The following is a 20,098-nucleotide window of genomic DNA, read 5'->3' as shown; positions in this document are numbered from 1 at the left end:
ACAATGCAGGATCAGTACATCCTCGCGCTTGACCAAGGCACCACCAGCTCGCGTGCGATGCTGTTCGACCGGCTCGGCAATGTCGTGTCGATCGCCCAGAAAGAATTCCAGCAAATCTATCCGCACCCCGGCTGGGTCGAGCACGATCCGCAGGAAATCTGGTCGACGCAGGCCGGCGTCGCCGCCGAAGCCGTGACGCGCGCCGGCATGAACGGCACCTCGATCGCCGCGATCGGCATCACCAATCAACGCGAAACCACCATCGTGTGGGATCGGGAAACCGGTCACCCGGTCTACAACGCGATCGTCTGGCAGGACCGCCGCACCGCCGATTTCTGCGACCAGCTCAAGGTGCAAGGGCTCGAAGAGAAGGTCCGCGCGAAAACCGGCCTGCCGATCGACTCCTATTTCTCGGCGACCAAGATCCGCTGGATTCTCGACAACGTCGAAGGCGCGCGCGAAAAAGCACGGCAAGGCCGGCTCGCGTTCGGCACTGTCGACAGCTGGCTGGTGTGGAACTTCACGAAGGGCAGCCTGCACGTCACCGACGTGACCAACGCGTCGCGCACGATGCTGTTCAACATCCACACGCTGAAGTGGGACGACGAACTGCTCGACGCGCTCGACATTCCGCGCAGCATGCTGCCGGAAGTGCGGCCGTCGTCGGAAGTGTATGGGCCGACCAGGACCACCGTATTCGCGTCGAAGATTCCGCTCGCGGGCATCGCCGGCGATCAGCACGCCGCGCTGTTCGGCCAGATGTGCACGAAGTCGGGCATGGTGAAAAACACCTACGGCACCGGCTGCTTTCTCGTGATGAACACCGGCGACAAGCCGATCGAATCGAAGAACAATCTCGTCACCACGATCGCGTGGCAGATCGGCGACAAGATCAACTACGCGCTCGAAGGCAGCATCTTCATCGGCGGCGCGGTGGTGCAATGGCTGCGCGACGGCCTCGGCATCATCAAGAACGCCGCCGAGATCGAAACGCTCGCGCGCGGCGTGCCGCATTGCGACGGCGTGTATCTGGTGCCCGCTTTCGCCGGCCTCGGCGCGCCGCACTGGAACGCGCATGCGCGCGGCACGCTGTTCGGCGTGACGCGCGGCACGAGCTCCGCGCATATCGCGCGCGCCGCGCTCGACTCGATCGCCTACCAGTCGCTCGACGTGTTGCAGGCGATGGAAGCGGACGCCGGCATTCGCATCGGCGAATTGCGCGTGGACGGCGGCGCCTGCGCGAACAATCTGCTGATGCAATTCCAGGCGGACATTCTCGGCGTCGATGCCGTGCGCCCGAAGGTGCCGGAAACGACCGCATTGGGCGCCGCGTATCTCGCCGGTCTCGCGGTCGGCTACTGGAAGGACGTCGACGAACTGCAACAGCAGTGGAAGCTCGAGCGCCGCTTCTCGCCGGCGTTGCCGCACGCTGAAGTCAAGGCCTGCCTCGACGGCTGGAGGCGCGCGGTCCGCGCCGCGAAGGCGTGGGCGGATATGCACTGAGGGCGCTGGAGGTGCTGAGTGCCTTGGCTCGCCCCGGCACTCGAGTGCTCTGGGCACCCTGAGTGCACGAGTGTCCCGTCCGCTTCATTGCCAACCCGCGTTCGCCATCGCGACGCCGCGAATTCGGCGGCTTCACCGATCATCTCCGGCATCCAGCTGCGCGGAAATTGAAAGCACGTATCATGACGCTTTCAATCTCCGCGCCCGAGCTTGCAACCATCCTGCTCCCGCGTTCCCCGCTTTCCGTTTCCAGGCATGATCGACCACCTCATCTGTGATTGCGACGGCGTGCTCGTCGACAGCGAAGTCATCGCCGACCGCGTGATGTTTGAAACGCTCACCGTGGCCTTTCCCGGCCTCGACTTCGAGCCCGTCGTCAGAACCGCGTTTGGCCAGCAGACGTCGCGCTTTCTCGAAGGCATCGAAAAGTCCTTCGACATCACGCTGCCCGCCAATTTTCTCGACACCATCGAACACAACGTCGAGCTGGAGCTCGCGGCGTCGCTGAGCCCGATCAACGGCGTGCGCGAGGCTTTGCAACGCGTGACGCTGCCGGCCGCGGTCGTGTCGAACAGCCGCATGACGCGCGTGAGCGCGTCGGTGCGGCGCGCAGGTTTGCAACAGATCTTCGGCGAACGGATTTTCAGCGCCGAACAGGTGGCGCGGCCGAAGCCCTATCCCGATGTCTATCTGTTCGCCGCGCAAACGCTCGGCGTGGAGCCGTCGCGCTGCGTCGTCGTCGAGGACAGCGTCGCGGGTTTGAACGCGGCGCGCGCGGCGGGCATGAAGACGATCGCGTTCGTCGGCGCGAGCCATATCCCCAACGGCTATGCGGACGCGCTGCGCCGGATGGGCATGACGCGCATCATGCGGCACATGGATGAATTGCCCGCGCTGATCGAAGCCGGCGTGCGCGGCGAGTTCGGCGACGTGCAGTCGTAGCGGGCCGGCGTTGTAGAACGCGTCATGTAGCCGTTATGCAGGCGTCTCCAGCTTCAACTCAAGCGGCGCCGACAAAACAAAGGCCGGTTCGAGAAAGAACCGGCCTTTCGTTTTTGCAGCACCCATCACGTCACACCAACACGACGCGACGCGCGTCGCATCTCACGCTTCGTCGGCGACGCATTCGCGCGCCTGCGCCAGCGCCTCACGAAACTCGGCGAGCTCGGCAATCGTCAGCATCGGCAGATTGTGTTGCGCCGCGAAGCGCTCGACGTCCGCGCCGCGCGTCATCGTGCCGTCCGCGTTCATCAATTCGCACAGCACGCCGGCCGGCTTCAGACCTGCGAGAATCGCGAGGTCCACCGTGCCTTCGGTGTGGCCGCGGCGGGCCAGCACGCCGCCGGGCATTGCCCGCAACGGGAACACGTGGCCCGGACGCACGATGTCGGCGGGCTTCGCGTGATCGGCGATCGCCGCGCGAATCGTCGTTACGCGATCGAGCGCGGACACGCCGGTGGTCACGCCCTCGCGTGCTTCGATCGACACTGTGAACGCGGTGCCGTGACGGCTTTCGTTGTTGACGGCCATCGGCGGCAGTTCGAGCGCGCGGATCTTGTCGTCGGGCAGGCACAGGCAAACGATGCCGCTGCATTCGCGGATCAGCAAAGCCATGGTTTCGACGGAAAGACGCTCGGCCGACACGATCAGATCGGCTTCGTTCTCGCGGTCGTGGTCGTCTTGCAGAACGACGGCGCGGCCATCGCGCATCGCTTGCAATGCGGCGGCGATACGCGGCGGAACTTCGGTGTCGAGCAGCGGGAGATCGGCGGATGCGTCGGGCGCAAACGTCGACGGAGCAGGAAAAGTAGCAAAGGACATGGTTGAAACGCTCATCGCAAAAGTTGGGCGAAAAACGTTTCAGGGCATTGCAAACAGACAGCGACGCGCCGTCGAGCTCCGCGCGAGGCGAAGCTCACGCCCCGCCCCAACCACGGGCGGCGCCACGGACACGCACATGACTATCTGCACATCTTCTTCCATCCGGACTCTGACCGTCGGCTCTGGCTTCTCACCAGATCTGCTGACCCCGCTGGGTCCTCCGATACTCCGAAGACCGCACGACGCGGGCGCTCGCGGGCTCACCGGCTCACGCTCTCGCGCTGCCGGCCTACCGCCGGTGGGGAATTTCACCCCGCCCTGAAGACGCACTGATTGCCGGATCGACCGGCTGGCGAAGCATACAACAGTCGCGCGAGACCTGCAGCGCAACCCTACTGGTCCGATGGAGGCTCCCACGCGAGGCGCCTGCATCGGGCAAAAGCCATCAGAGCGGCGCGCTCTCGTGCGGCGTGGCGTGCCGGGCTTCATGCCGGGCTTCGTGCCGCGCTTCATGACGTCCGTCGCGCGCTTCGTGCTGCGCCGGCACGTCCCAGCGCGGCGGCGTCTCCGCGTTCAGCGTCACGCGAAACGCACGCGCTTCGGTGTCGCCCGGATTGCGCAGACTGTGCGGCTGATCGGCATCGAACACAATCGCGTCGCCGGTCGCCAGCAACTGGCGCTGGTCGTGCACGCTGACTTCCAGCGTGCCTTCGCTGACCACCAGGTTGACCGTCGTGCCCGGCGCACGGCGGATGCCGGCTTCGGTATGCAACGGCGCGATACGCAGCTCGTGAAACTCGGCGGCAGCCGGTTCGGCATCGGGATAAAGCGGCCGGGCCGAATAGCGCCCGTTCGAGCTGACCACGCGCGTCGAGCGCTCCGCGGGCAGATGCTCGAAGCCGTTGGTCGCGTGACGCCGCAAGAACGCCGCCACCGACACCTTCAACGCCGCCGCCACCTTGCACAACACCTTGATGGACGGCACGCTGCGCGCCGATTCGATCTGCGCGAGCATCGCACGCGACACGCCGGAGGCGCGGGCCAGCGCATCGAGCGACAGTTGCCGTTCGGCGCGCAGGCGGGCGAGGTTGACGCCGACCAGATGTTCCAGTGCATCGAAGGGTTCGACGGCACGCGGCAACGCATCGAGGTCGGCCGAGGGGTCGCGAACCAGCGCGAGCGGGGAATGCATGATTGCCTCCAAAGCGCCACCTGACGGCGCGCAAGCGGTTAGTGGAAGCAAGATAGCATCGCGTCCCGCCGTGCCCAACGAAGTTATCTTCACACTGTTATCAGCATTGCGGAGGACGATTCCCGCAAAGCTTGTGCGCATTTTTCATATGGGCGGGGGCGCTGGTTAGCGGCGGTCGCACGTCGTCATGCGGACGCGCGAACATTGTCGTCGAGTGTCCGCGTGGCTTAGCCGATCACACGCGCTCGTGCACGCCTACACGCTGCGCCACACTCGCTGCCGGTGCATCCATGCGCGCCGCGAACCACGTCAGCAGCAACGCCGCTACGCTGACCGCCGCCGCGACCCACGGCAGCGTATCGAGTGAATGACCGTGATCGATCACCAGCCCGCCGAGCCACGCGCCGCCCGCATTGCCGACATTGAACGCGCCGATGTTCAGCGTCGATGCCAGATTCGGCGCTGCCGCCGCTTTCTCGACCACGCGCATCTGCAACGGCGGCACGGTGGCAAACGCGGCAATGCCCCACACGAAAATCGTCAGCGCCGCGGCCACCTGCGAATGGCTGGTGCGCGCGAACAGCGCCATCACCACCGCGAGCGCGGCGAGAATGCCCATCAGCGAAGGCATCAGCGCACGGTCCGCGAGCTTGCCGCCGACCATGTTGCCGATCGTCAGCCCCACGCCGAACAGCACCAGGATCAGCGTCACGCCACGCGGCGAGAAGCCGCTCACCTGTTCGAGAATCGGCGCGATATAGGTGAACACGACGAACACGCCGCCGAAGCCGAGCACCGTCATCGCGAGCGCCGTCCACACTTGCGGGTCTTTCAGCACGCGCACTTCATGACCGAGCCCGACCGGGCCCGCATCGTGACGATCCGGCACCAGTGCCGTGACACCCAGCAGCGACACCACGCCGAACGCGCTGACGATCCAGAACGCCATGCGCCAGCCGAACTGCTGGCCGATGAAAGTGCCGAACGGCACGCCGAGCACGTTCGCGAGCGTCAAGCCGGTGAACATCAGCGCAATGGCGCTCGCGCGCTTCTCGGCCGGCACGAGCGACGCCGCCACCACCGCGCCGATGCCGAAGAACGAACCGTGCGCGAATGAGGTGACCACGCGCGCGATCATGAGCACCGAATAGCCCGACGCCACCGCGCACAGCGTATTGCCGACGATGAACACACCCATCAGCAATTGCAGCGCGAGCTTGCGCGGCATCTTGCTGGTGACCACTGCGAGCAGCGGCGCGCCGACTGCGACGCCGAGCGCATAGCCGCTCACCAGCAAACCCGCCGACGGAATCGACACCGCGAGATCGTGCGCGACTTCGGGCAGCAGACCCATGATGACGAACTCGGTCGTGCCGATCGCGAATGCGCTGATCGCCAGCGCCAGTAATGGAATGGGCATTTTTTCTACTCCAGGTTTTAACGTTGTGCGTGACGTTGGCCATGCGGCAACGCCGTCACGAATTCGATGACGACGCCGGGCGCCAGCGCGACGAACAGTTGCTGTTCGGCGGCTTGCGCGCCCATCTGCGGGACTTGCGCGGTTTGGTAGTCGATGCCGGCCGCGTGCAGGCGCGCGAGCAAGGCCTGCCATTCGGCGGCGCTGTCCAGCCGGAAAGCGAGATGGTCGATGCGTGACGCTGACCTGCCGGCCGCGGCGGTTGCGGTTGTGCCGATCAGATGCAGCACCGGCCGGCCGTTCGCATACAGCCAGTAACCGGCCACCGGAAATGGCGGCCGCGCGCCTTCGGTCAGTCCGGCGATCTCGACGAAGAAACGCCGGACGGTGTCGAGATCGGGGGTGACGATCGTTGCGTGATCGAGTTGCATGGCTGGGGTGGCGCGGGCTGCTATGCGCGCGGAATCAGGGTTTTCGAGGAGTGCATTGTCACGGGGCGACGACAATTTGATAATTGGCGTAGCATTTGAAGCATTTTCAAATGCTATTTGAAAGAGACCACGATGGATAACCTCGGTGACATTCGCCTCTTCGTCGAAGCGGCGCAGCAAGGCAGCCTTTCGGCGGCGGGCCGCAAGATGGGGCTCACCCCGGCCGCCGCGAGCGCGCGGCTCGCCAAGCTCGAAGCCGGGCTGAAGGCGCGCCTCTTCGAGCGCACCACGCGCCAGTTGCGGCTCACCGACGAAGGCCGCCTCTACCTGAACTGCTGCCGCCAGGCGCTGCAATCGCTCGACGACGCCGAAGCGGCGCTGCAAGCCGGTCAGGGCGTGGTGCGCGGCAAGGTGCGGGTGTCGGCGACCTCGGACTTCGGCCGCAATCTGCTGATGCACTGGCTCGACGAATTCAACGCGCTTTATCCGGAAGTGACGTTCGCGCTGACGCTGTCGGACTCGCTGGCGAATCTGGTGGCGGAGGACATCGATCTGGCGATCCGCTTCGGCGTGCCGCAGGACAGCTCGCTGGTCGCGAGGAAGCTCGCGCCGAACCGGCGCGTGCTGTGCGCGTCGCCGGCTTACATCGCTCGCAAGGGCGAGCCGAAAGACCCGCACGACCTCGTCAACTTCGATTGCATCGTGCTGAGCACAGCCTCGGGGCTTGCGAACGAGTGGCGTTTCACGCGCGGCGACGAGGAGCAGAACTACACCGTGCCAGCCGAGTCGGCCCGCGAGACCAACGACGGCGCGGTGGCCCGCGAATGGGCGCTGCGCGGCTACGGCATCGTGATCAAGTCGATGTGGGACGTGGAAGCGGACCTGCGCGCCGACGGGCTGAAAATCCTGCTGCCGCAGTGGCGCTATCCGGATGCGCCGCTGCACGCGCTCTATCACCGCAACCGCTTCATGGCGCCACGCGTGCGGGTGCTGCTGGATTTCCTGAGCGAGCGTTTCGCGCAGGTGTCGGGCGAACTGGAAAGCCTGCTGGGCTTGCCGCCGGAGCGGCCGGGCCGCGGTGCGGGCACCGAAACCCGCATGCCGTGAAGGGCTATAATGTTGCGTTACGCTGCAGACGTGCATGCGGATCGCGCAGGCGCAAGGCATTGGGCCCTCGAGTCGGCCTCGAACAGCAGGCCTCGCGCGGGCTTCGAGCCCCAAAGCGCTTGAATCGCCGCCCGGCGGCCTGCTCCGCCCGCCGCCCGCACGTTCGGCCCCTTCACCTCTTAAACGACGCCCCCAGATCAACCACTGCGACCGGCGAAAATTCGATGACCAAGAAAGTTTATGTAAAGACCTTTGGCTGCCAGATGAACGAGTACGACTCCGACAAGATGGTCGACGTACTCGGCGCGGCTGAAGGGCTCGTCAAGACCGACACGCCGGAAGACGCCGACGTGATCCTGTTCAACACCTGCTCGGTGCGCGAAAAAGCGCAGGAGAAAGTTTTCTCCGACCTCGGCCGCGTGCGCGAGCTGAAGGAAGCGAATCCCAATCTGATCATCGGCGTGGGCGGCTGCGTGGCGAGCCAGGAAGGCGCGTCGATCGTCGCGCGCGCGCCGTATGTCGATCTGGTGTTCGGTCCGCAAACGCTGCACCGTCTGCCGCAAATGATCGACAAGCGTCGCGAAAGCGGCCGCGCGCAAGTCGACATCACGTTCCCGGAAATCGAGAAGTTCGATCACCTGCCGCCCGCGCGTGTCGACGGCCCGAGCGCGTTCGTGTCGATCATGGAAGGCTGCAGCAAGTACTGCAGCTATTGCGTCGTGCCATACACGCGCGGCGAGGAAGTGTCGCGTCCGCTCGACGACGTGCTCACCGAAATCGCCGGTCTCGCCGACCAGGGCGTGCGCGAAGTCACGCTGCTCGGGCAGAACGTCAACGCCTATCGTGGCGGCCTGACGCTAGGCTCATCGGAGATCGCCGACTTCGCGACGCTGATCGAATACGTCGCCGACATTCCGGGCATCGAACGGATTCGCTACACCACGTCGCATCCGAAGGAATTCACGCAGCGTCTGATCGACACCTACGCGAAGGTGCCCAAGCTCGTCAGCCACCTGCATCTGCCGGTGCAGCACGGCTCCGACCGCATCCTGATGGCGATGAAGCGCGGCTACACGGTGCTCGAATACAAGTCCGTGATCCGCAAGCTGCGCGCGATCCGCCCGGACCTGTCGCTGTCCACGGACATGATCGTCGGCTTCCCCGGCGAGACCGAAGAAGACTTCGACAAGATGATGGCTTTGGTGCACGAGATGAAGTACGACACCAGCTTCTCGTTCATCTACAGCCCGCGTCCCGGCACGCCGGCCGCGAATCTGCACGACGACACGCCGCGCGAAGTGAAGCTCAAGCGTCTGCAGCATCTGCAGGCGACCATCGAAGAAAACGTGCAGCGCATCAGCGCGTCGATGGTCGGCAAGATCGAGCGCATTCTGGTCGAGCGCCCGGCGCGCAAGGACCCGAACGAACTCGCGGGCCGCACCGAGAACAACCGCGTGGTGAATTTCCCGGCGCCGCTCGCCTCGCACGCGCGGCTGATCGGCCAGATGGTCGACGTGAAAATCGTTCACGCGTACCCACATTCGCTGCGTGGTGAGCTCGTGCTGGTGCATGACGACGCCACCACCACTCACTAAGCCGTACTGAAACCGACAGGATCGACCCACCGCCTTGAAGACCGCTCAGCAGCATCTGGAATTCACCGCTCCGCGCGAAGACAATGCGCGGCTCGCCAACCTCTGCGGACCGCTCGACGAAAATCTGCGGCAGATCGAGCAGGCGCTCGACGTGACCTTGCAGCGCCGCGGCCACCGCATCGCGATCCGCGGACGCGGCTCGAAACTCGCGCTCACCGCGCTCGAAAATTTCTATAACAACGCGCGCGAGCCGCTGTCGGTCGACGACATCCAGCTCGCGCTCGTCGAAGTGCGGCATCCGGCGCGCCATCGCCCGAACGGCAATGGCGACGAAGCCGGCGACCCGCGTTTCCCCGGCAATCCGGACCATCCGTTCGATCAGCCCGCCGACGCAGCCGACGACGACCTCGAAGAACTCGGCCCGAAGCTCTACACGCGGCGCGCGGATCTGCGCGGTCGCACGCCGGCGCAGCGCGAGTATCTGAAGCAGATCATTTCGCACGACGTCACCTTCGGCGTGGGGCCGGCCGGCACCGGCAAGACCTACCTCGCGGTGGCCTGCGCGGTGGATGCGCTCGAACGCGACCAGGTCAAACGCATCGTGCTGACGCGGCCCGCGGTCGAAGCGGGCGAGCGCCTCGGTTTCCTGCCGGGCGATCTGGCGCAGAAGGTCGATCCGTATCTGCGCCCGCTGTACGACGCGCTGTACGACCTGCTCGGCTTCGACAAGACCGCGAAGATGTTCGAGCGGCAGATGATCGAAATCGCGCCGCTCGCGTACATGCGCGGGCGCACGCTGAACCACGCGTTCATCATCCTCGACGAGGCGCAGAACACCACGCCCGAGCAGATGAAGATGTTCCTCACGCGGATCGGCTTCGGCTCGAAGGCGGTCGTCACCGGCGACACGACCCAGGTCGACTTGCCGCGTGGCCACAAGAGCGGGTTGATCGAAGCGCAGCAGGTGCTCGCGGACGTGCGCGGCATTGCGCTCACGCGCTTCACGAGCGCGGACGTGGTGCGGCATCCGCTGGTCGCGCGAATTGTGGAGGCGTACGATGCGCATTCGCAGAAAACCGCCAGTCCGGCGGATTCGCGGTGATTGACGCGAATCCGCGCGCACTGGCGCTGCCGCCGTCGCAAGCGCAAGCGCAAGACACGCCAACCACGCACCACACCGACACCGCATGAGCCGCGCCCCGAAACTGACGTTGAATCTGCAATTCCCCGCCGCCAAAGCCTGGCCGGAACACAAGGCGCTACTGCCGCGCGCCACCGTGGCCGGCTGGGTCAAAGCGGCGCTGTTCGCGGACGGCGAACTGACGGTGCGTTTCGTCGATGCCGAAGAAGGCCGCACGCTGAACCGCACCTATCGCGGCAAGGACTACTCGACCAACGTGCTGACCTTCGCGTACGCCGAGTCGGAAGACGATCCGGTGACCGGCGATCTGATCCTGTGCTGCCCGGTGATCGAGCAGGAAGCCGCCGAGCAGGGCAAGCCGCTGGTCGCGCACTACGCGCACCTGCTCGTGCACGGCACGCTGCACGCGCAGGGTTACGACCACGAGGTCGAAGAAGAAGCCGAGGAAATGGAAGCGCTCGAAACCGAGATCCTCGGTAAGCTCGGGTTTCCCGATCCGTATCAGTAGGCGTCGATCAGCGTCGCGCCGCCCGCCTCTCGCCAACGTCCATCCACGTTCGAACCCACACCGTGAGCACCTCGTCCCCTGAAGCCGACACCCGCACGCCCTGCCCGGACTATCCGCCGGCGCTCGGAGAGTCGCGGCTTCTGAGCGACGAGGAATTGCGCGCGTCGCTCGAATGCACCCTGCGAGACTGGGACCGCAAGAGCGACCTGTGGCTGTTCGGCTATGGCTCGCTGATCTGGAATCCCGGCCTGCCCACCGTCGAGGCGAGCCGATCGAAGGTGCACGGCTATCACCGCGGGCTGTATCTGTGGTCGCGTGTGAATCGCGGCACGCCCGAGCAGCCGGGCCTCGTGCTGGCTCTCGATCGCGGCGGCTCCTGCACCGGCATCGCGTTCCGGCTCGCCGCCGAGGGTTCGGCACCGCACCTCGAAGCCCTGTGGCGCCGTGAAATGGCGATGGGCTCCTATCGCCCCGCCTGGCTGCCGTGCGTGCTCGCCGACGGCCGGCGCGTCGACGCGCTGGCGTTCGTGATGCGCCGCGACGTGCCGAGCTACACCGGCAAGCTGCGCGACGAAGTCGTCAAGACCGTGTTCGGCTGCGCGTGCGGCCGCTATGGCACCACGCTCGATTACGTCAGCCGCACGGTCCACGCGCTGCGCGAAAGCGGCATGCCCGACCGCGCGCTCGAAGCGCTGCTGGAACGTTGCCAGGAGGAAGGCCGCGAACGCGACGCCGCTCGGCAAGCCGGGCAGGTGTCCGGATAAGAATCGGCGCAATGAGGGCGTTGAGGCAGACGAGCGCGATACGTTCGCTGAATTTTTTGCTTCCGATGCGCTGTTAGCCGGCAGTCCTGCGGTCCCCTCGTGTTTGCGCGCGAGGCGCGGAAAACCGTTGCAGCCTGCAAGAGCGAGCGAGCCTCCAGCGTCTTGCCCCCGACTCCGAACCTTTGGCCTTGGCCCCGCGTCCGTTTGCCCTCAACTCGCAGAGAAAACGCAGCCCCTGCATCCGCCCGCTCCTCCCGCCACAACCACCACTTTTTTGCCCAAAACCGCTTTTCCGCGCGTAATCAGTTAGGATGGACCCACGCCCCGCCGCTCGCGACGGCGCCGCTTCACCCATCGCCCAGCCCGGCGGGACACGGTCCTGCCATGTGCCTGGTGTATCCTTAATGCTCTGTAACAGCGCGCCCAGTCTTGCCGGGCGCACTACCATGAACGACACGTATCCCAGTCGACGCCAAACCGACAAACCGCAGGAAAAGCGCTCGCTCCTCGAGCGTCTGACCGACTTCATCTCGCCCGAGCCCGACTCGCGCGCCGAGCTTCTGGAAATTCTGCAGGACGCGCACGAGCGCAACCTGATCGACGCCGACTCGCTGTCGATGATCGAAGGCGTGTTCCAGGTGACCGAACTCAGCGCGCGCGACATCATGGTGCCGCGCGCCCAAATGGACGCGATCAACATCGCGGACAATCCCGCCGAATTCATCCCGTACGTGCTGGAGAAAGCGCATTCGCGCTATCCGGTCTTCGAGGGCAATCGCGACAACATCATCGGCGTGCTGCTGGCCAAAGACCTGCTGCGCTACTACGCCGAAGAAGAATTCGACGTGCGCGGCATGCTGCGCCCCGCGGTATTCATCCCGGAGTCGAAGCGGCTGAACGTGCTGCTGCACGACTTCCGCGTGAATCGCAATCACCTCGCGGTGGTGGTCGACGAATACGGCGGCGTGGCCGGCCTGATCACGATCGAAGACGTGCTGGAGCAGATCGTCGGCGACATCGAGGACGAATACGATTTCGACGAGGAAAGCGGCAACATCATCGCCTCGCCGGACGGGCGTTTCCGCGTGCGCGCGCTGACCGAGATCGAGCAGTTCAACGAGGCCTTCGGCACGCACTACTCGGACGAGGAAGTCGATACCATCGGCGGGCTCGTCACGCATCACTTCGGGCGGGTGCCGCATCGCGGCGAAAAAGTCCGCATCGACGATCTGATCTTCGAGATTCTGCGCGGCGACGCCCGCCAGATTCACATGCTGCTGGTGCGCCGCGATCCGCTGGCCGGCCAGCGCGAGCGCGACGCGCAGCACGTGCAGACCTGAGCCTCGCTGCTCGCACGTCTTCAGTTTTCAACCCGCTTTTTCAACTTCTCAAGCCGACCGCGCAACAATGGCCGACCCGATGACTTCCCGTTCGCGCCGCGGCGTGAGCACTTCTCCTGCTGCTGCCGACGAACCGCGTGGCCGCACGCTGCCGCGCTGGCATTACCTGGTCGCGCTGGCCGTGGGTGCGGCCAACACGCTGTCGTTCGCGCCGACGCCGCACGGCGGCTGGCTGCAACTCGCGATCTTCGTGTTCTTCTTTGGGTGGCTCACCCGCGCCACCGGCTGGAAAAGCGCCGCGCTGACGGGCGGCGCGTTCGGCTTCGGCAATTTCATAACGGGCGTGTGGTGGCTGTACGTCAGCATGCATGACTACGGCGGCATGGCCGCGCCGCTCGCGGGCGCGGCGGTCGTGCTGTTTTCGCTCTATCTGGCGCTCTATCCGGCATTGGCCGCAGGCATCTGGTCGTTCTGCGCGGGTCATGCGCGTAACGGCGCGGCGGCTGACGACCAGCCGTTCTCCCCCACCTGGCACGGCGCATTGGCCTTTGCGAGCGCCTGGGCAATCGGCGAATGGTTGCGCGGCACGGTGTTCACCGGCTTTCCGTGGCTCGCGAGCGGTTACGCGCAAGTGGACGGCCCGTTCGCGGGGTTTGCGCCGGTGGCGGGTGTCTATGGCGTCGGCTGGGTGCTGGCGCTGGCTGCCGCATTGATCGCGCAGGCAGTGTTGCCGCTGTTGCCTCAACGGTCTTCGGGGTCTTCACGCGAGCCGCGCGGCGCGGCGGCGCGCGCCAACCGCAATGTTGCCGGGCACGGCGGGCAAGCAGCGCCACGCGGCGCGGCGCGCAGCGCTGTGCCGGGCGGCGTCGCGCTGGCGCTGATTGCGGCCGGCCTGCTGCTGCCGCTCGTCCAATGGACCGTGCCGGCCAACGCGCCGCTGACCGTGCGCCTACTGCAAGGCAACGTCAAGCAGGAGATGAAGTTCGAGGAAGCCGGCATGCGCGCGGCGATCGACCAGTATCAGCAGATGATCACGTCGAAGCCGGCCGATCTGATCGTCACGCCGGAAACCGCGATTCCCGTACTCGCACAGCAATTGCCTGCGCCGTTCGCGGCGTCGATCCGCGAGTTCTCCGACTCGACCGGCAGCGCGATCCTGTTCGGCGCGATCGGCGGCACGATCACCCCGGATGGCCGGGTGGTCGACTATACGAACAGCCTGTTCGGCGTCACGCCCGGCTCGCACGACGTGTACCGCTACGACAAGCATCACCTCGTGCCGTTCGGCGAATTCGTGCCGTGGGGCTTCCGCTGGTTCGTCAATCTGATGAACATTCCGCTCGGCGACTTCTTCCGTGGCGCGCCGGTGCAGAAGCCGTTCATGGTGCACAACCAGCCGGTGGCGGTGAACATCTGCTACGAGGACATCTTCGGCGAAGAGATTGCGCGGACCATCCGCGAGAGCACCACGCCCGCCGGCGTGCTGGTCAACTCGACCAATCTCGCATGGTTCGGCGACACGATCGCGCTGGACCAGCATCTGCAGATTGCGCGCATGCGTACGCTGGAAACCGGCCGGCCGATGCTGCGCGCGACCAACACCGGCATGACCGCCGCGATCGATGCGAACGGCCGGGTGCTCGGCCGCCTGACACCGTACACGGTCGGCTCGCTCGACCTGAAAGTGCAAGGCACCTCGGGCAACACGCCGTATGTGACGAGCGGCAACAACACGGTGCTCGCGGTGTCGCTGCTGATGCTCGCGTTCGGTTTCGCGTTCGGACCGGGGATTACACGGCGCCGCAACGGCAAGCATTAAGCGGCGGGGCGTCGCGACAGGCCGCATGCGTGCGCGCCGCCGCTCGGGCATGTGGGTCATGCATACGGCTTGCGGCTTGCGGCATCGAGCGGCGCGGCGAATCACCTACGCAAAATCATAGGCGCCGCCGCCCTTGCACGCGGTTCACGTGGGCGATTCACGTGCGCGGTTCCGGCACCGGGCCGTGCGGGGAACGCCGCTGCGAATCATCCGCGCAAAAAAATGCGCCTGACGGGCAGGCGCATTTTCAACTTTTCGACTTTTCAACTCGCACGCACTATTTCGTTCAGGCTTTCAGGAGCTTGAACAACCTCTTTCCGCTCGCCTGAACTCAATCTTGCCGCGACTGAGCGCTCCGCTCAATTCGCCGGCACCGTGTCGATGAAGGACTGCCGCAGCGAAAGCTTCTGGAAATGCTTGTCCAGATTCGGGTGCGCTTCGCGCCAGTTGAGCGCCGGCATGCGGAAGTCCAGATAACCCAGCGCGCAACCCACCGCGATGTCCGCGAGCGTGTAGTGATTACCCGCGCACCACGACTTGCTGCCCAGCCCCTGCGACATCGCAATCAGACCTTCGTCGATCTTGCGCTGCTGCCGCGCGACCCATGCCTCCACGCGCTGCTCGGGCGTGCGCTGCGTGCCTTCGAGACGGATCAGCACCGCCGCGTCCAGCACGCCGTCGGCGAGCGCTTCCCAGCAGCGCACTTCGACGCGCTCGCGTCCCGACTGCGGGATCAGCTTGCCGACCGGCGACAGCATATCCACGTATTCGCAGATTACCCGCGAGTCGAACACGGCTTCGCCATCTTCCATCACGAGGCACGGCACCTTGCCGATCGGATTGAACGTGTGAATCCGGGTGTCCGGCGCCCAGACGTTCTCGGGCACCAGTTCGTAGTCGATCTTCTTGTCGGCCAGCACGATCCGCGCTTTACGCACGAAGGGGCTGCCGAGCGAACCGATGAGTTTCATCATGACCATCTGCCTTTAACTGAATCCGGCGAAAGTATAAGTGCTCCGGGGCTTTCACGAGCGTCACGCCCTGTCTTCGCAAGCGGTGCGCGGGCGCGCTGTGGACGGATTGCAACATGCCGGCGACCGTCCCGCCACCGGTGCGCGCGCAAAATAAGTCCGCGCGTTGGGCGCTACAATCGCACGATGAACCAGCCGACCGAACCCACCATCGCCATCGACGTTTATCGCACGCGCCGCGAGCGCGTACTCGCCGCGCTGCGCGCCGCGGGCGGCGGCGTCGCCATCGTTCCCACCGCACCGGAAGCGCTGCGCAATCGCGACGCCGACTATCCGTACCGGCACGACAGCTATTTCTACTACCTGACCGGCTTCACCGAACCCGAGGCGCTGCTGGTGCTCGACGCAAGCGCCGCACCCGGCGAGCCGGCCTCGGTACTGTTCTGCCGCGAGAAAAACGTCGAGCGCGAAACGTGGGAAGGCTTCCGTTTCGGACCCGACGGCGCGCGCACGGCGTTCGGCTTCGACGCCGCGTTCGCGGTAAGCGAAATCGACACGCAAGTGCCGCGACTGCTCGCCGACAAACCGGCGCTGCACTACGCGCTCGGCAGCTCGGCGCAACTCGACGAACAGGTGCGCGGCTGGCTCGACGCGGTGCGCGCGCAAAGCCGCGGCGGCATCGTCGCGCCGATGGCCGCACGCGACCTGCTGCCGCTGCTCGACGAGATGCGGCTCGTCAAGGACGACCACGAGCTCGCCATCATGCGCCGGGCCGGGCAGATTTCCGCCGTCGCGCATCGCCGTGCGATGGCCGCCTGCCACCCCGGCGTGCGCGAGTACGAACTCGAAGCGGAACTGCTCTACGCGTTCCGCAAATTCGGTGCGCAGGCGCCGGCTTATACGTCGATCGTCGCGGCGGGCGCGAACGCCTGCGTGCTGCACTACCCGGCCGGCAACGCAATCGCGCAGGACGGCGACCTGATCCTGATCGATGCGGCCTGCGAACTCGACGGCTACGCGTCGGACATCACCCGCACCTTCCCGGCGAGCGGCCGCTTCACGCCGGCGCAGCGCGAGCTTTACGTCATCGTGCTGGCCGCGCAGCAGGCCGCCGTCGACGCGACCCGTGCCGGGGCCACCTTCGACGATCCGCACCAGGCCGCCGTGCGCGTGCTGGCGCAAGGGCTGCTCGACACGGGCATCATCGGGCGCGAGAAGTTCGCGTCGGTCGACGACGTGATCGCCGAGCGCGCGTACGCACCGTTCTACATGCACCGCACCGGCCACTGGCTCGGCATGGACGTGCACGACGTCGGCGACTATCGGGAACGCGGCGCGCCGCGCGACGAAGCAGGCGCGCTGCCATGGCGCACGCTGCAGCCGTCGATGACGCTGACCATCGAGCCTGGCTTGTACATTCGGCCCGGCGAAGGCGTGCCCGAGCGCTACTGGAACATCGGCATCCGCATCGAGGACGACGCGATCGTCACCCCGGACGGCTGCGAGCTGATCACGCGCGACGTGCCGGTCGCCGCCGACGAGATCGAAGCGCTGATGCAGGAAGCCCGCGCGGCCCATGACGCGGCTCACGGAACTAGGATTTAACCCGCCATGCACGAGGCCTCTCCGTCGACGGTGATTCTGAAGCCCGCCGCTCATTCCTTCGATTTCGACGTGACGATCGTGGGCGCCGGCCCGGTCGGGCTCGCGCTCGCCGGCTGGCTCGCGCGGCGCAGCGTGACGCGCACGCTGAAGATCGCGCTGATCGACGCGCGCGAGCCGGAAGATTCGATCGCCGATCCGCGCGCGATCGCCGTGTCGCACGGCAGCCGCATGATTCTCGAACCGCTGCGCTGGCCCGCCGACGCCACCGCGATCCAGCGCATCCATGTGTCGCAGCGCGGCCACTTCGGCCGCACGCTGATCGATCACGGCGAGCACGGCTTGCCCGCGCTCGGTTACGTGCTGCGCTACGGCTCGATCGTGCACGGTCTCGCCGACGCCGTGCGCGCCACCTCCGTGCACTGGTTCCGCTCCACGGCCGCCGCCGAGCCGGTCCAGGAACTCGACGGCGTGACACTGCCGATAGAAACCGCGGGCGTCACGCGCCGGTTGCGCACGCGCATTCTGGTCAATGCCGAAGGCGGGTTGTTCGGCGATCAGAAAATGCGCAAGCGAGAGGATGGCAAGAACGCGACCGGGGACGGCGCCGGCAATGCCAAAGCCGAAGCCGGTACGAGCGCGGCCGCAAGCGCGACTGGAAGCGCCGCCGGTAAGGGCTCGCGCGACTACGGTCAAACCGCGCTGGTCGGCACCGTTAGCGTGTCCGCGCCGCAACCGCACGTGGCGTGGGAGCGCTTCACGTCGCAAGGCCCGATCGCGTTGCTGCCGATGGGCGGCGTGCGCGGCGCCGATTATGCGATGGTCTGGTGCTGCGCGCCCGACGAAGCCGCCCGCCGCGCACAACTTTCCGACGACGCGTTCCTGCGCGAACTCGGCGCCGCGTTCGGCGACCGCATGGGACGCTTCACGCACATCAAGGGCCGCGCGTCGTTCCCGCTGGGACTGAACGCGGTCGAAACGCTCGTGAACGGCCACATCGTCGCGATCGGCAATGCAGCGCAGACCCTGCATCCCGTCGCCGGCCAGGGCTTGAATCTCGGCCTGCGCGATGCGCACGCGCTCGCCGACGCGCTGTCGGCGGAAGGCCCGACTCCGCTTGCGCTGGCGACCTTCGCACAACGCCGCGCGCTCGACCGGCGCATGACGATCGGCGCCACCGACACGCTCGCGCGCCTGTTCACCGTCGACTTCGCGCCGCTCGCGATCATGCGCGGCCTCGCGCTCACCGCGCTCGAGTTCGCGCCGCCGGTGAAAACCGCGCTGGCGCGCCAGATGATGTTCGGACAGCGCCGCTGAACATGCTGTTGGGTTCCACGCTGCGGCTTTTTTGAGCAGCTCCGGGAAAGCCATACGAGTGCCGCCGGTTCTATGAACCGGCGCACTTTCATAGAAGATTTAATGGGTTACGACACGGACATGTCGGGTGTCGCTTAGCTGTTAACGCTAAAATACCGGTTTTCCCTCGCATTTCGCGTTGTGCCGATTGTCAAATATTGAACGATCGGCCAGGCGCGCGTCCACGTCATGCCCACTCTCGGCTCGCACAATCTGCGTAACAACCTGTTCGTCGCCCCGATGGCCGGCGTGACCGACCGGCCGTTCCGGCAGCTGTGCAAGCGGCTGGGCGCGGGCTATGCGGTATCGGAAATGGTCGCCTCGAACGCGCAACTGTGGAAGAGCGAAAAGACCATGCGCCGCGCCAACCACACGGGCGAGGTCGAGCCGATCGCCGTGCAGATCGCCGGCGCCGATCCGGCCATGATGGCCGAAGCGGCCCGCTACAACGTGGCGAACGGCGCGCAGATCATCGACATCAACATGGGCTGTCCGGCCAAGAAGGTGTGCAACGTGGCGGCGGGCTCGGCCTTGCTGCAGAACGAGCCGCTGGTGCAGCGCATCGTCGAGGCGGTGGTCGGCGCGGTGGGCGTCGGCCCGGACGCGGTGCCCGTCACGCTGAAGATTCGCACCGGCTGGGACCGCGACAACAAAAATGCGTTGAGCGTCGCGCATCTGGCCGAGAACGCCGGCATTTCGATGCTGACCGTGCACGGCCGCACGCGCGCCGACCTGTATCACGGCGACGCCGAATACGAGACCATCGCCGCAGTCAAGGCGTCGGTGCGCATCCCGGTGGTCGCCAACGGCGACATCGCCTCGCCGCACAAAGCGCGCGAGGTGCTGGCCGTCACCGGCGCCGACGCGATCATGATCGGCCGCGCGGCGCAGGGGCGCCCGTGGCTGTTCCGCGAGATCGAGTATTTCCTGCAGACGGGCGAGTTGCTGCCGCCGCCGCGCATCGACGAAATCCAGCAGGTGATGAACGAGCATCTCGAAGATCACTACGCGTTCTACGGGGAATTTACGGGTGTCCGCACTGCGCGCAAGCACATCGGCTGGTACACTCGCGGCCTTTCTGGCGCCAACGTGTTCCGGCATCGCATGAATACGCTGGACACCACGCGCGAACAACTCCTCGCCGTCAACGAATTCTTTGACGCACAAAAGGCGATCTCCGACCGCCTCGTCTACGTCGACGAGTCACCTGGCAACCCCGGGCTCGACAACAAGGGCGAGGATCACACCGACCGACTGGCAGCATGAGCAAGAACAATATCGAACAATCTGTCCGCGACAGCCTGGGTATGTACTTCCAGGATCTCGACGGCTCCAATCCGCACGACGTCTACGACATGGTCATTTCATGCGTGGAAAAACCCCTGCTCGAAGTGGTGCTCGAGCAGGCCGGCGGCAATCAGTCGCTGGCCGCCGAGTATCTCGGCATCAACCGCAATACGCTGCGCAAGAAACTGCAACAGCACGGTTTGTTGTAATTTTCGGGCGCCCCGCCACGTTTCTCTTCGGCTTT

At 65.8% G+C, this 20,098-nt stretch carries 18 protein-coding genes and 1 riboswitch; of the genes, 13 read left to right on the top strand and 5 right to left on the bottom strand.

Going from position 1 to position 20,098, the window contains the following annotated elements:
• Positions 1 to 3: 3 nt before the first annotated feature.
• On the top strand, positions 4 to 1,503 hold the full coding sequence (gene glpK / locus ACZ9H4_RS11680) for a glycerol kinase GlpK (protein WP_476119097.1): 1,500 nt from the start codon (positions 4 to 6) through the stop codon (positions 1,501 to 1,503).
• Positions 1,504 to 1,758: 255 nt separating this feature from the next.
• Complete coding sequence (locus tag ACZ9H4_RS11675) at positions 1,759 to 2,445, top strand: HAD family hydrolase (protein ID WP_476119095.1); 687 nt, start codon at positions 1,759 to 1,761, stop codon at positions 2,443 to 2,445.
• Between the two features lie 162 nt (positions 2,446 to 2,607).
• Here ACZ9H4_RS11675 and ribB read toward each other — a convergent pair whose 3' ends face one another.
• The 4 genes from ribB to ACZ9H4_RS11655 all read right to left on the bottom strand — a co-directional run bounded on the left by ribB (position 2,608) and on the right by ACZ9H4_RS11655 (position 6,364).
• Entirely contained in the window at positions 2,608 to 3,324 is a 717-nt protein-coding gene (gene ribB / locus ACZ9H4_RS11670; RefSeq protein WP_408156522.1) for a 3,4-dihydroxy-2-butanone-4-phosphate synthase, read from the bottom strand.
• A 146-nt stretch (positions 3,325 to 3,470) separates the two neighbouring features.
• Positions 3,471 to 3,654: riboswitch (FMN riboswitch) on the bottom strand.
• A gap of 115 nt (positions 3,655 to 3,769) precedes the next feature.
• A complete protein-coding gene (locus ACZ9H4_RS11665) occupies positions 3,770 to 4,516 on the bottom strand; it encodes a helix-turn-helix domain-containing protein (RefSeq protein WP_408156520.1) in 747 nt (248 codons plus the stop codon).
• Between the two features lie 235 nt (positions 4,517 to 4,751).
• Complete coding sequence (locus ACZ9H4_RS11660) at positions 4,752 to 5,936, bottom strand: MFS transporter (RefSeq protein ID WP_408156518.1); 1,185 nt, start codon at positions 5,934 to 5,936, stop codon at positions 4,752 to 4,754.
• Positions 5,937 to 5,953: 17 nt separating this feature from the next.
• Positions 5,954 to 6,364, bottom strand: coding sequence for a VOC family protein (locus tag ACZ9H4_RS11655; protein WP_476119093.1), 411 nt, complete (start codon positions 6,362 to 6,364; stop codon positions 5,954 to 5,956).
• 132 nt (positions 6,365 to 6,496) lie between these two features.
• On the opposite strand from ACZ9H4_RS11655, the gene ACZ9H4_RS11650 reads away from it, so the two are divergent.
• The 7 genes from ACZ9H4_RS11650 (at position 6,497) to lnt (ending at position 14,638) form a co-directional block, all read left to right on the top strand.
• The gene (locus tag ACZ9H4_RS11650; protein ID WP_408147855.1) at positions 6,497 to 7,471 is read left to right on the top strand and encodes a LysR family transcriptional regulator; all 975 of its coding nucleotides are present in this window, start codon (positions 6,497 to 6,499) and stop codon (positions 7,469 to 7,471) included.
• A gap of 224 nt (positions 7,472 to 7,695) precedes the next feature.
• On the top strand, positions 7,696 to 9,066 hold the full coding sequence (miaB, locus tag ACZ9H4_RS11645) for a tRNA (N6-isopentenyl adenosine(37)-C2)-methylthiotransferase MiaB (protein ID WP_408156513.1): 1,371 nt from the start codon (positions 7,696 to 7,698) through the stop codon (positions 9,064 to 9,066).
• 34 nt (positions 9,067 to 9,100) lie between these two features.
• Positions 9,101 to 10,168 carry a PhoH family protein gene (locus ACZ9H4_RS11640; RefSeq protein WP_408147851.1) on the top strand — a complete coding sequence of 356 codons (1,068 nt, stop codon included), beginning with the start codon at positions 9,101 to 9,103 and terminating at the stop codon, positions 10,166 to 10,168.
• An 85-nt stretch (positions 10,169 to 10,253) separates the two neighbouring features.
• The gene (gene ybeY / locus ACZ9H4_RS11635) at positions 10,254 to 10,715 is read left to right on the top strand and encodes an rRNA maturation RNase YbeY (protein WP_476119092.1); all 462 of its coding nucleotides are present in this window, start codon (positions 10,254 to 10,256) and stop codon (positions 10,713 to 10,715) included.
• Positions 10,716 to 10,777: 62 nt separating this feature from the next.
• Positions 10,778 to 11,479, top strand: a complete 702-nt coding sequence (locus ACZ9H4_RS11630) for a gamma-glutamylcyclotransferase (RefSeq protein WP_408147848.1) — start codon at positions 10,778 to 10,780, stop codon at positions 11,477 to 11,479.
• A gap of 446 nt (positions 11,480 to 11,925) precedes the next feature.
• A complete protein-coding gene (locus ACZ9H4_RS11625) occupies positions 11,926 to 12,819 on the top strand; it encodes an HlyC/CorC family transporter (protein ID WP_408147846.1) in 894 nt (297 codons plus the stop codon).
• A 67-nt stretch (positions 12,820 to 12,886) separates the two neighbouring features.
• Positions 12,887 to 14,638: an apolipoprotein N-acyltransferase gene (lnt, locus tag ACZ9H4_RS11620; RefSeq protein WP_476119091.1), complete on the top strand. Its 1,752-nt coding sequence runs from the start codon at positions 12,887 to 12,889 to the stop codon at positions 14,636 to 14,638.
• A 359-nt stretch (positions 14,639 to 14,997) separates the two neighbouring features.
• Here lnt and ACZ9H4_RS11615 read toward each other — a convergent pair whose 3' ends face one another.
• The gene (locus ACZ9H4_RS11615) at positions 14,998 to 15,612 is read right to left on the bottom strand and encodes a glutathione S-transferase C-terminal domain-containing protein (protein ID WP_408147842.1); all 615 of its coding nucleotides are present in this window, start codon (positions 15,610 to 15,612) and stop codon (positions 14,998 to 15,000) included.
• Positions 15,613 to 15,795: 183 nt separating this feature from the next.
• On the opposite strand from ACZ9H4_RS11615, the gene ACZ9H4_RS11610 reads away from it, so the two are divergent.
• The 4 genes from ACZ9H4_RS11610 to ACZ9H4_RS11595 all read left to right on the top strand — a co-directional run bounded on the left by ACZ9H4_RS11610 (position 15,796) and on the right by ACZ9H4_RS11595 (position 20,063).
• Positions 15,796 to 17,214, top strand: coding sequence for an aminopeptidase P N-terminal domain-containing protein (locus ACZ9H4_RS11610; RefSeq protein ID WP_476119090.1), 1,419 nt, complete (start codon positions 15,796 to 15,798; stop codon positions 17,212 to 17,214).
• Between the two features lie 6 nt (positions 17,215 to 17,220).
• Positions 17,221 to 18,528: a UbiH/UbiF/VisC/COQ6 family ubiquinone biosynthesis hydroxylase gene (locus ACZ9H4_RS11605; protein WP_476119088.1), complete on the top strand. Its 1,308-nt coding sequence runs from the start codon at positions 17,221 to 17,223 to the stop codon at positions 18,526 to 18,528.
• A 228-nt stretch (positions 18,529 to 18,756) separates the two neighbouring features.
• A complete protein-coding gene (gene dusB / locus ACZ9H4_RS11600; protein WP_408328158.1) occupies positions 18,757 to 19,833 on the top strand; it encodes a tRNA dihydrouridine synthase DusB in 1,077 nt (358 codons plus the stop codon).
• Positions 19,830 to 20,063 carry a Fis family transcriptional regulator gene (locus ACZ9H4_RS11595; RefSeq protein ID WP_007180440.1) on the top strand — a complete coding sequence of 78 codons (234 nt, stop codon included), beginning with the start codon at positions 19,830 to 19,832 and terminating at the stop codon, positions 20,061 to 20,063. The genes dusB and ACZ9H4_RS11595 overlap by 4 nt, the downstream gene beginning before the upstream one ends.
• The last annotated feature ends 35 nt before the right edge of the window (positions 20,064 to 20,098 follow it).

It is taken from the genome of Paraburkholderia sp. TE9906 (genome assembly GCF_056279605.1).
This window is presented reverse-complemented; position numbering and strand designations above follow the sequence as displayed.

Bases quoted from the DNA above. Each gene is read 5' to 3' on its own strand.
- glpK (WP_476119097.1), top strand. From the start codon at position 4: ATGCAGGATCAGTACATCCTCGCGCTTGACCAAGGCACCACCAGCTCG.
- ACZ9H4_RS11675 (WP_476119095.1), top strand. From the start codon at position 1,759: ATGATCGACCACCTCATCTGTGATTGCGACGGCGTGCTCGTCGACAGC.
- ribB (WP_408156522.1), bottom strand. From the start codon at position 3,324: ATGTCCTTTGCTACTTTTCCTGCTCCGTCGACGTTTGCGCCCGACGCA.
- ACZ9H4_RS11665 (WP_408156520.1), bottom strand. From the start codon at position 4,516: ATGCATTCCCCGCTCGCGCTGGTTCGCGACCCCTCGGCCGACCTCGAT.
- ACZ9H4_RS11660 (WP_408156518.1), bottom strand. From the start codon at position 5,936: ATGCCCATTCCATTACTGGCGCTGGCGATCAGCGCATTCGCGATCGGC.
- ACZ9H4_RS11655 (WP_476119093.1), bottom strand. From the start codon at position 6,364: ATGCAACTCGATCACGCAACGATCGTCACCCCCGATCTCGACACCGTC.
- ACZ9H4_RS11650 (WP_408147855.1), top strand. From the start codon at position 6,497: ATGGATAACCTCGGTGACATTCGCCTCTTCGTCGAAGCGGCGCAGCAA.
- miaB (WP_408156513.1), top strand. From the start codon at position 7,696: ATGACCAAGAAAGTTTATGTAAAGACCTTTGGCTGCCAGATGAACGAG.
- ybeY (WP_476119092.1), top strand. From the start codon at position 10,254: ATGAGCCGCGCCCCGAAACTGACGTTGAATCTGCAATTCCCCGCCGCC.
- ACZ9H4_RS11625 (WP_408147846.1), top strand. From the start codon at position 11,926: ATGAACGACACGTATCCCAGTCGACGCCAAACCGACAAACCGCAGGAA.
- lnt (WP_476119091.1), top strand. From the start codon at position 12,887: ATGGCCGACCCGATGACTTCCCGTTCGCGCCGCGGCGTGAGCACTTCT.
- ACZ9H4_RS11615 (WP_408147842.1), bottom strand. From the start codon at position 15,612: ATGATGAAACTCATCGGTTCGCTCGGCAGCCCCTTCGTGCGTAAAGCG.
- ACZ9H4_RS11610 (WP_476119090.1), top strand. From the start codon at position 15,796: ATGAACCAGCCGACCGAACCCACCATCGCCATCGACGTTTATCGCACG.
- ACZ9H4_RS11605 (WP_476119088.1), top strand. From the start codon at position 17,221: ATGCACGAGGCCTCTCCGTCGACGGTGATTCTGAAGCCCGCCGCTCAT.
- dusB (WP_408328158.1), top strand. From the start codon at position 18,757: ATGCCCACTCTCGGCTCGCACAATCTGCGTAACAACCTGTTCGTCGCC.
- ACZ9H4_RS11595 (WP_007180440.1), top strand. From the start codon at position 19,830: ATGAGCAAGAACAATATCGAACAATCTGTCCGCGACAGCCTGGGTATG.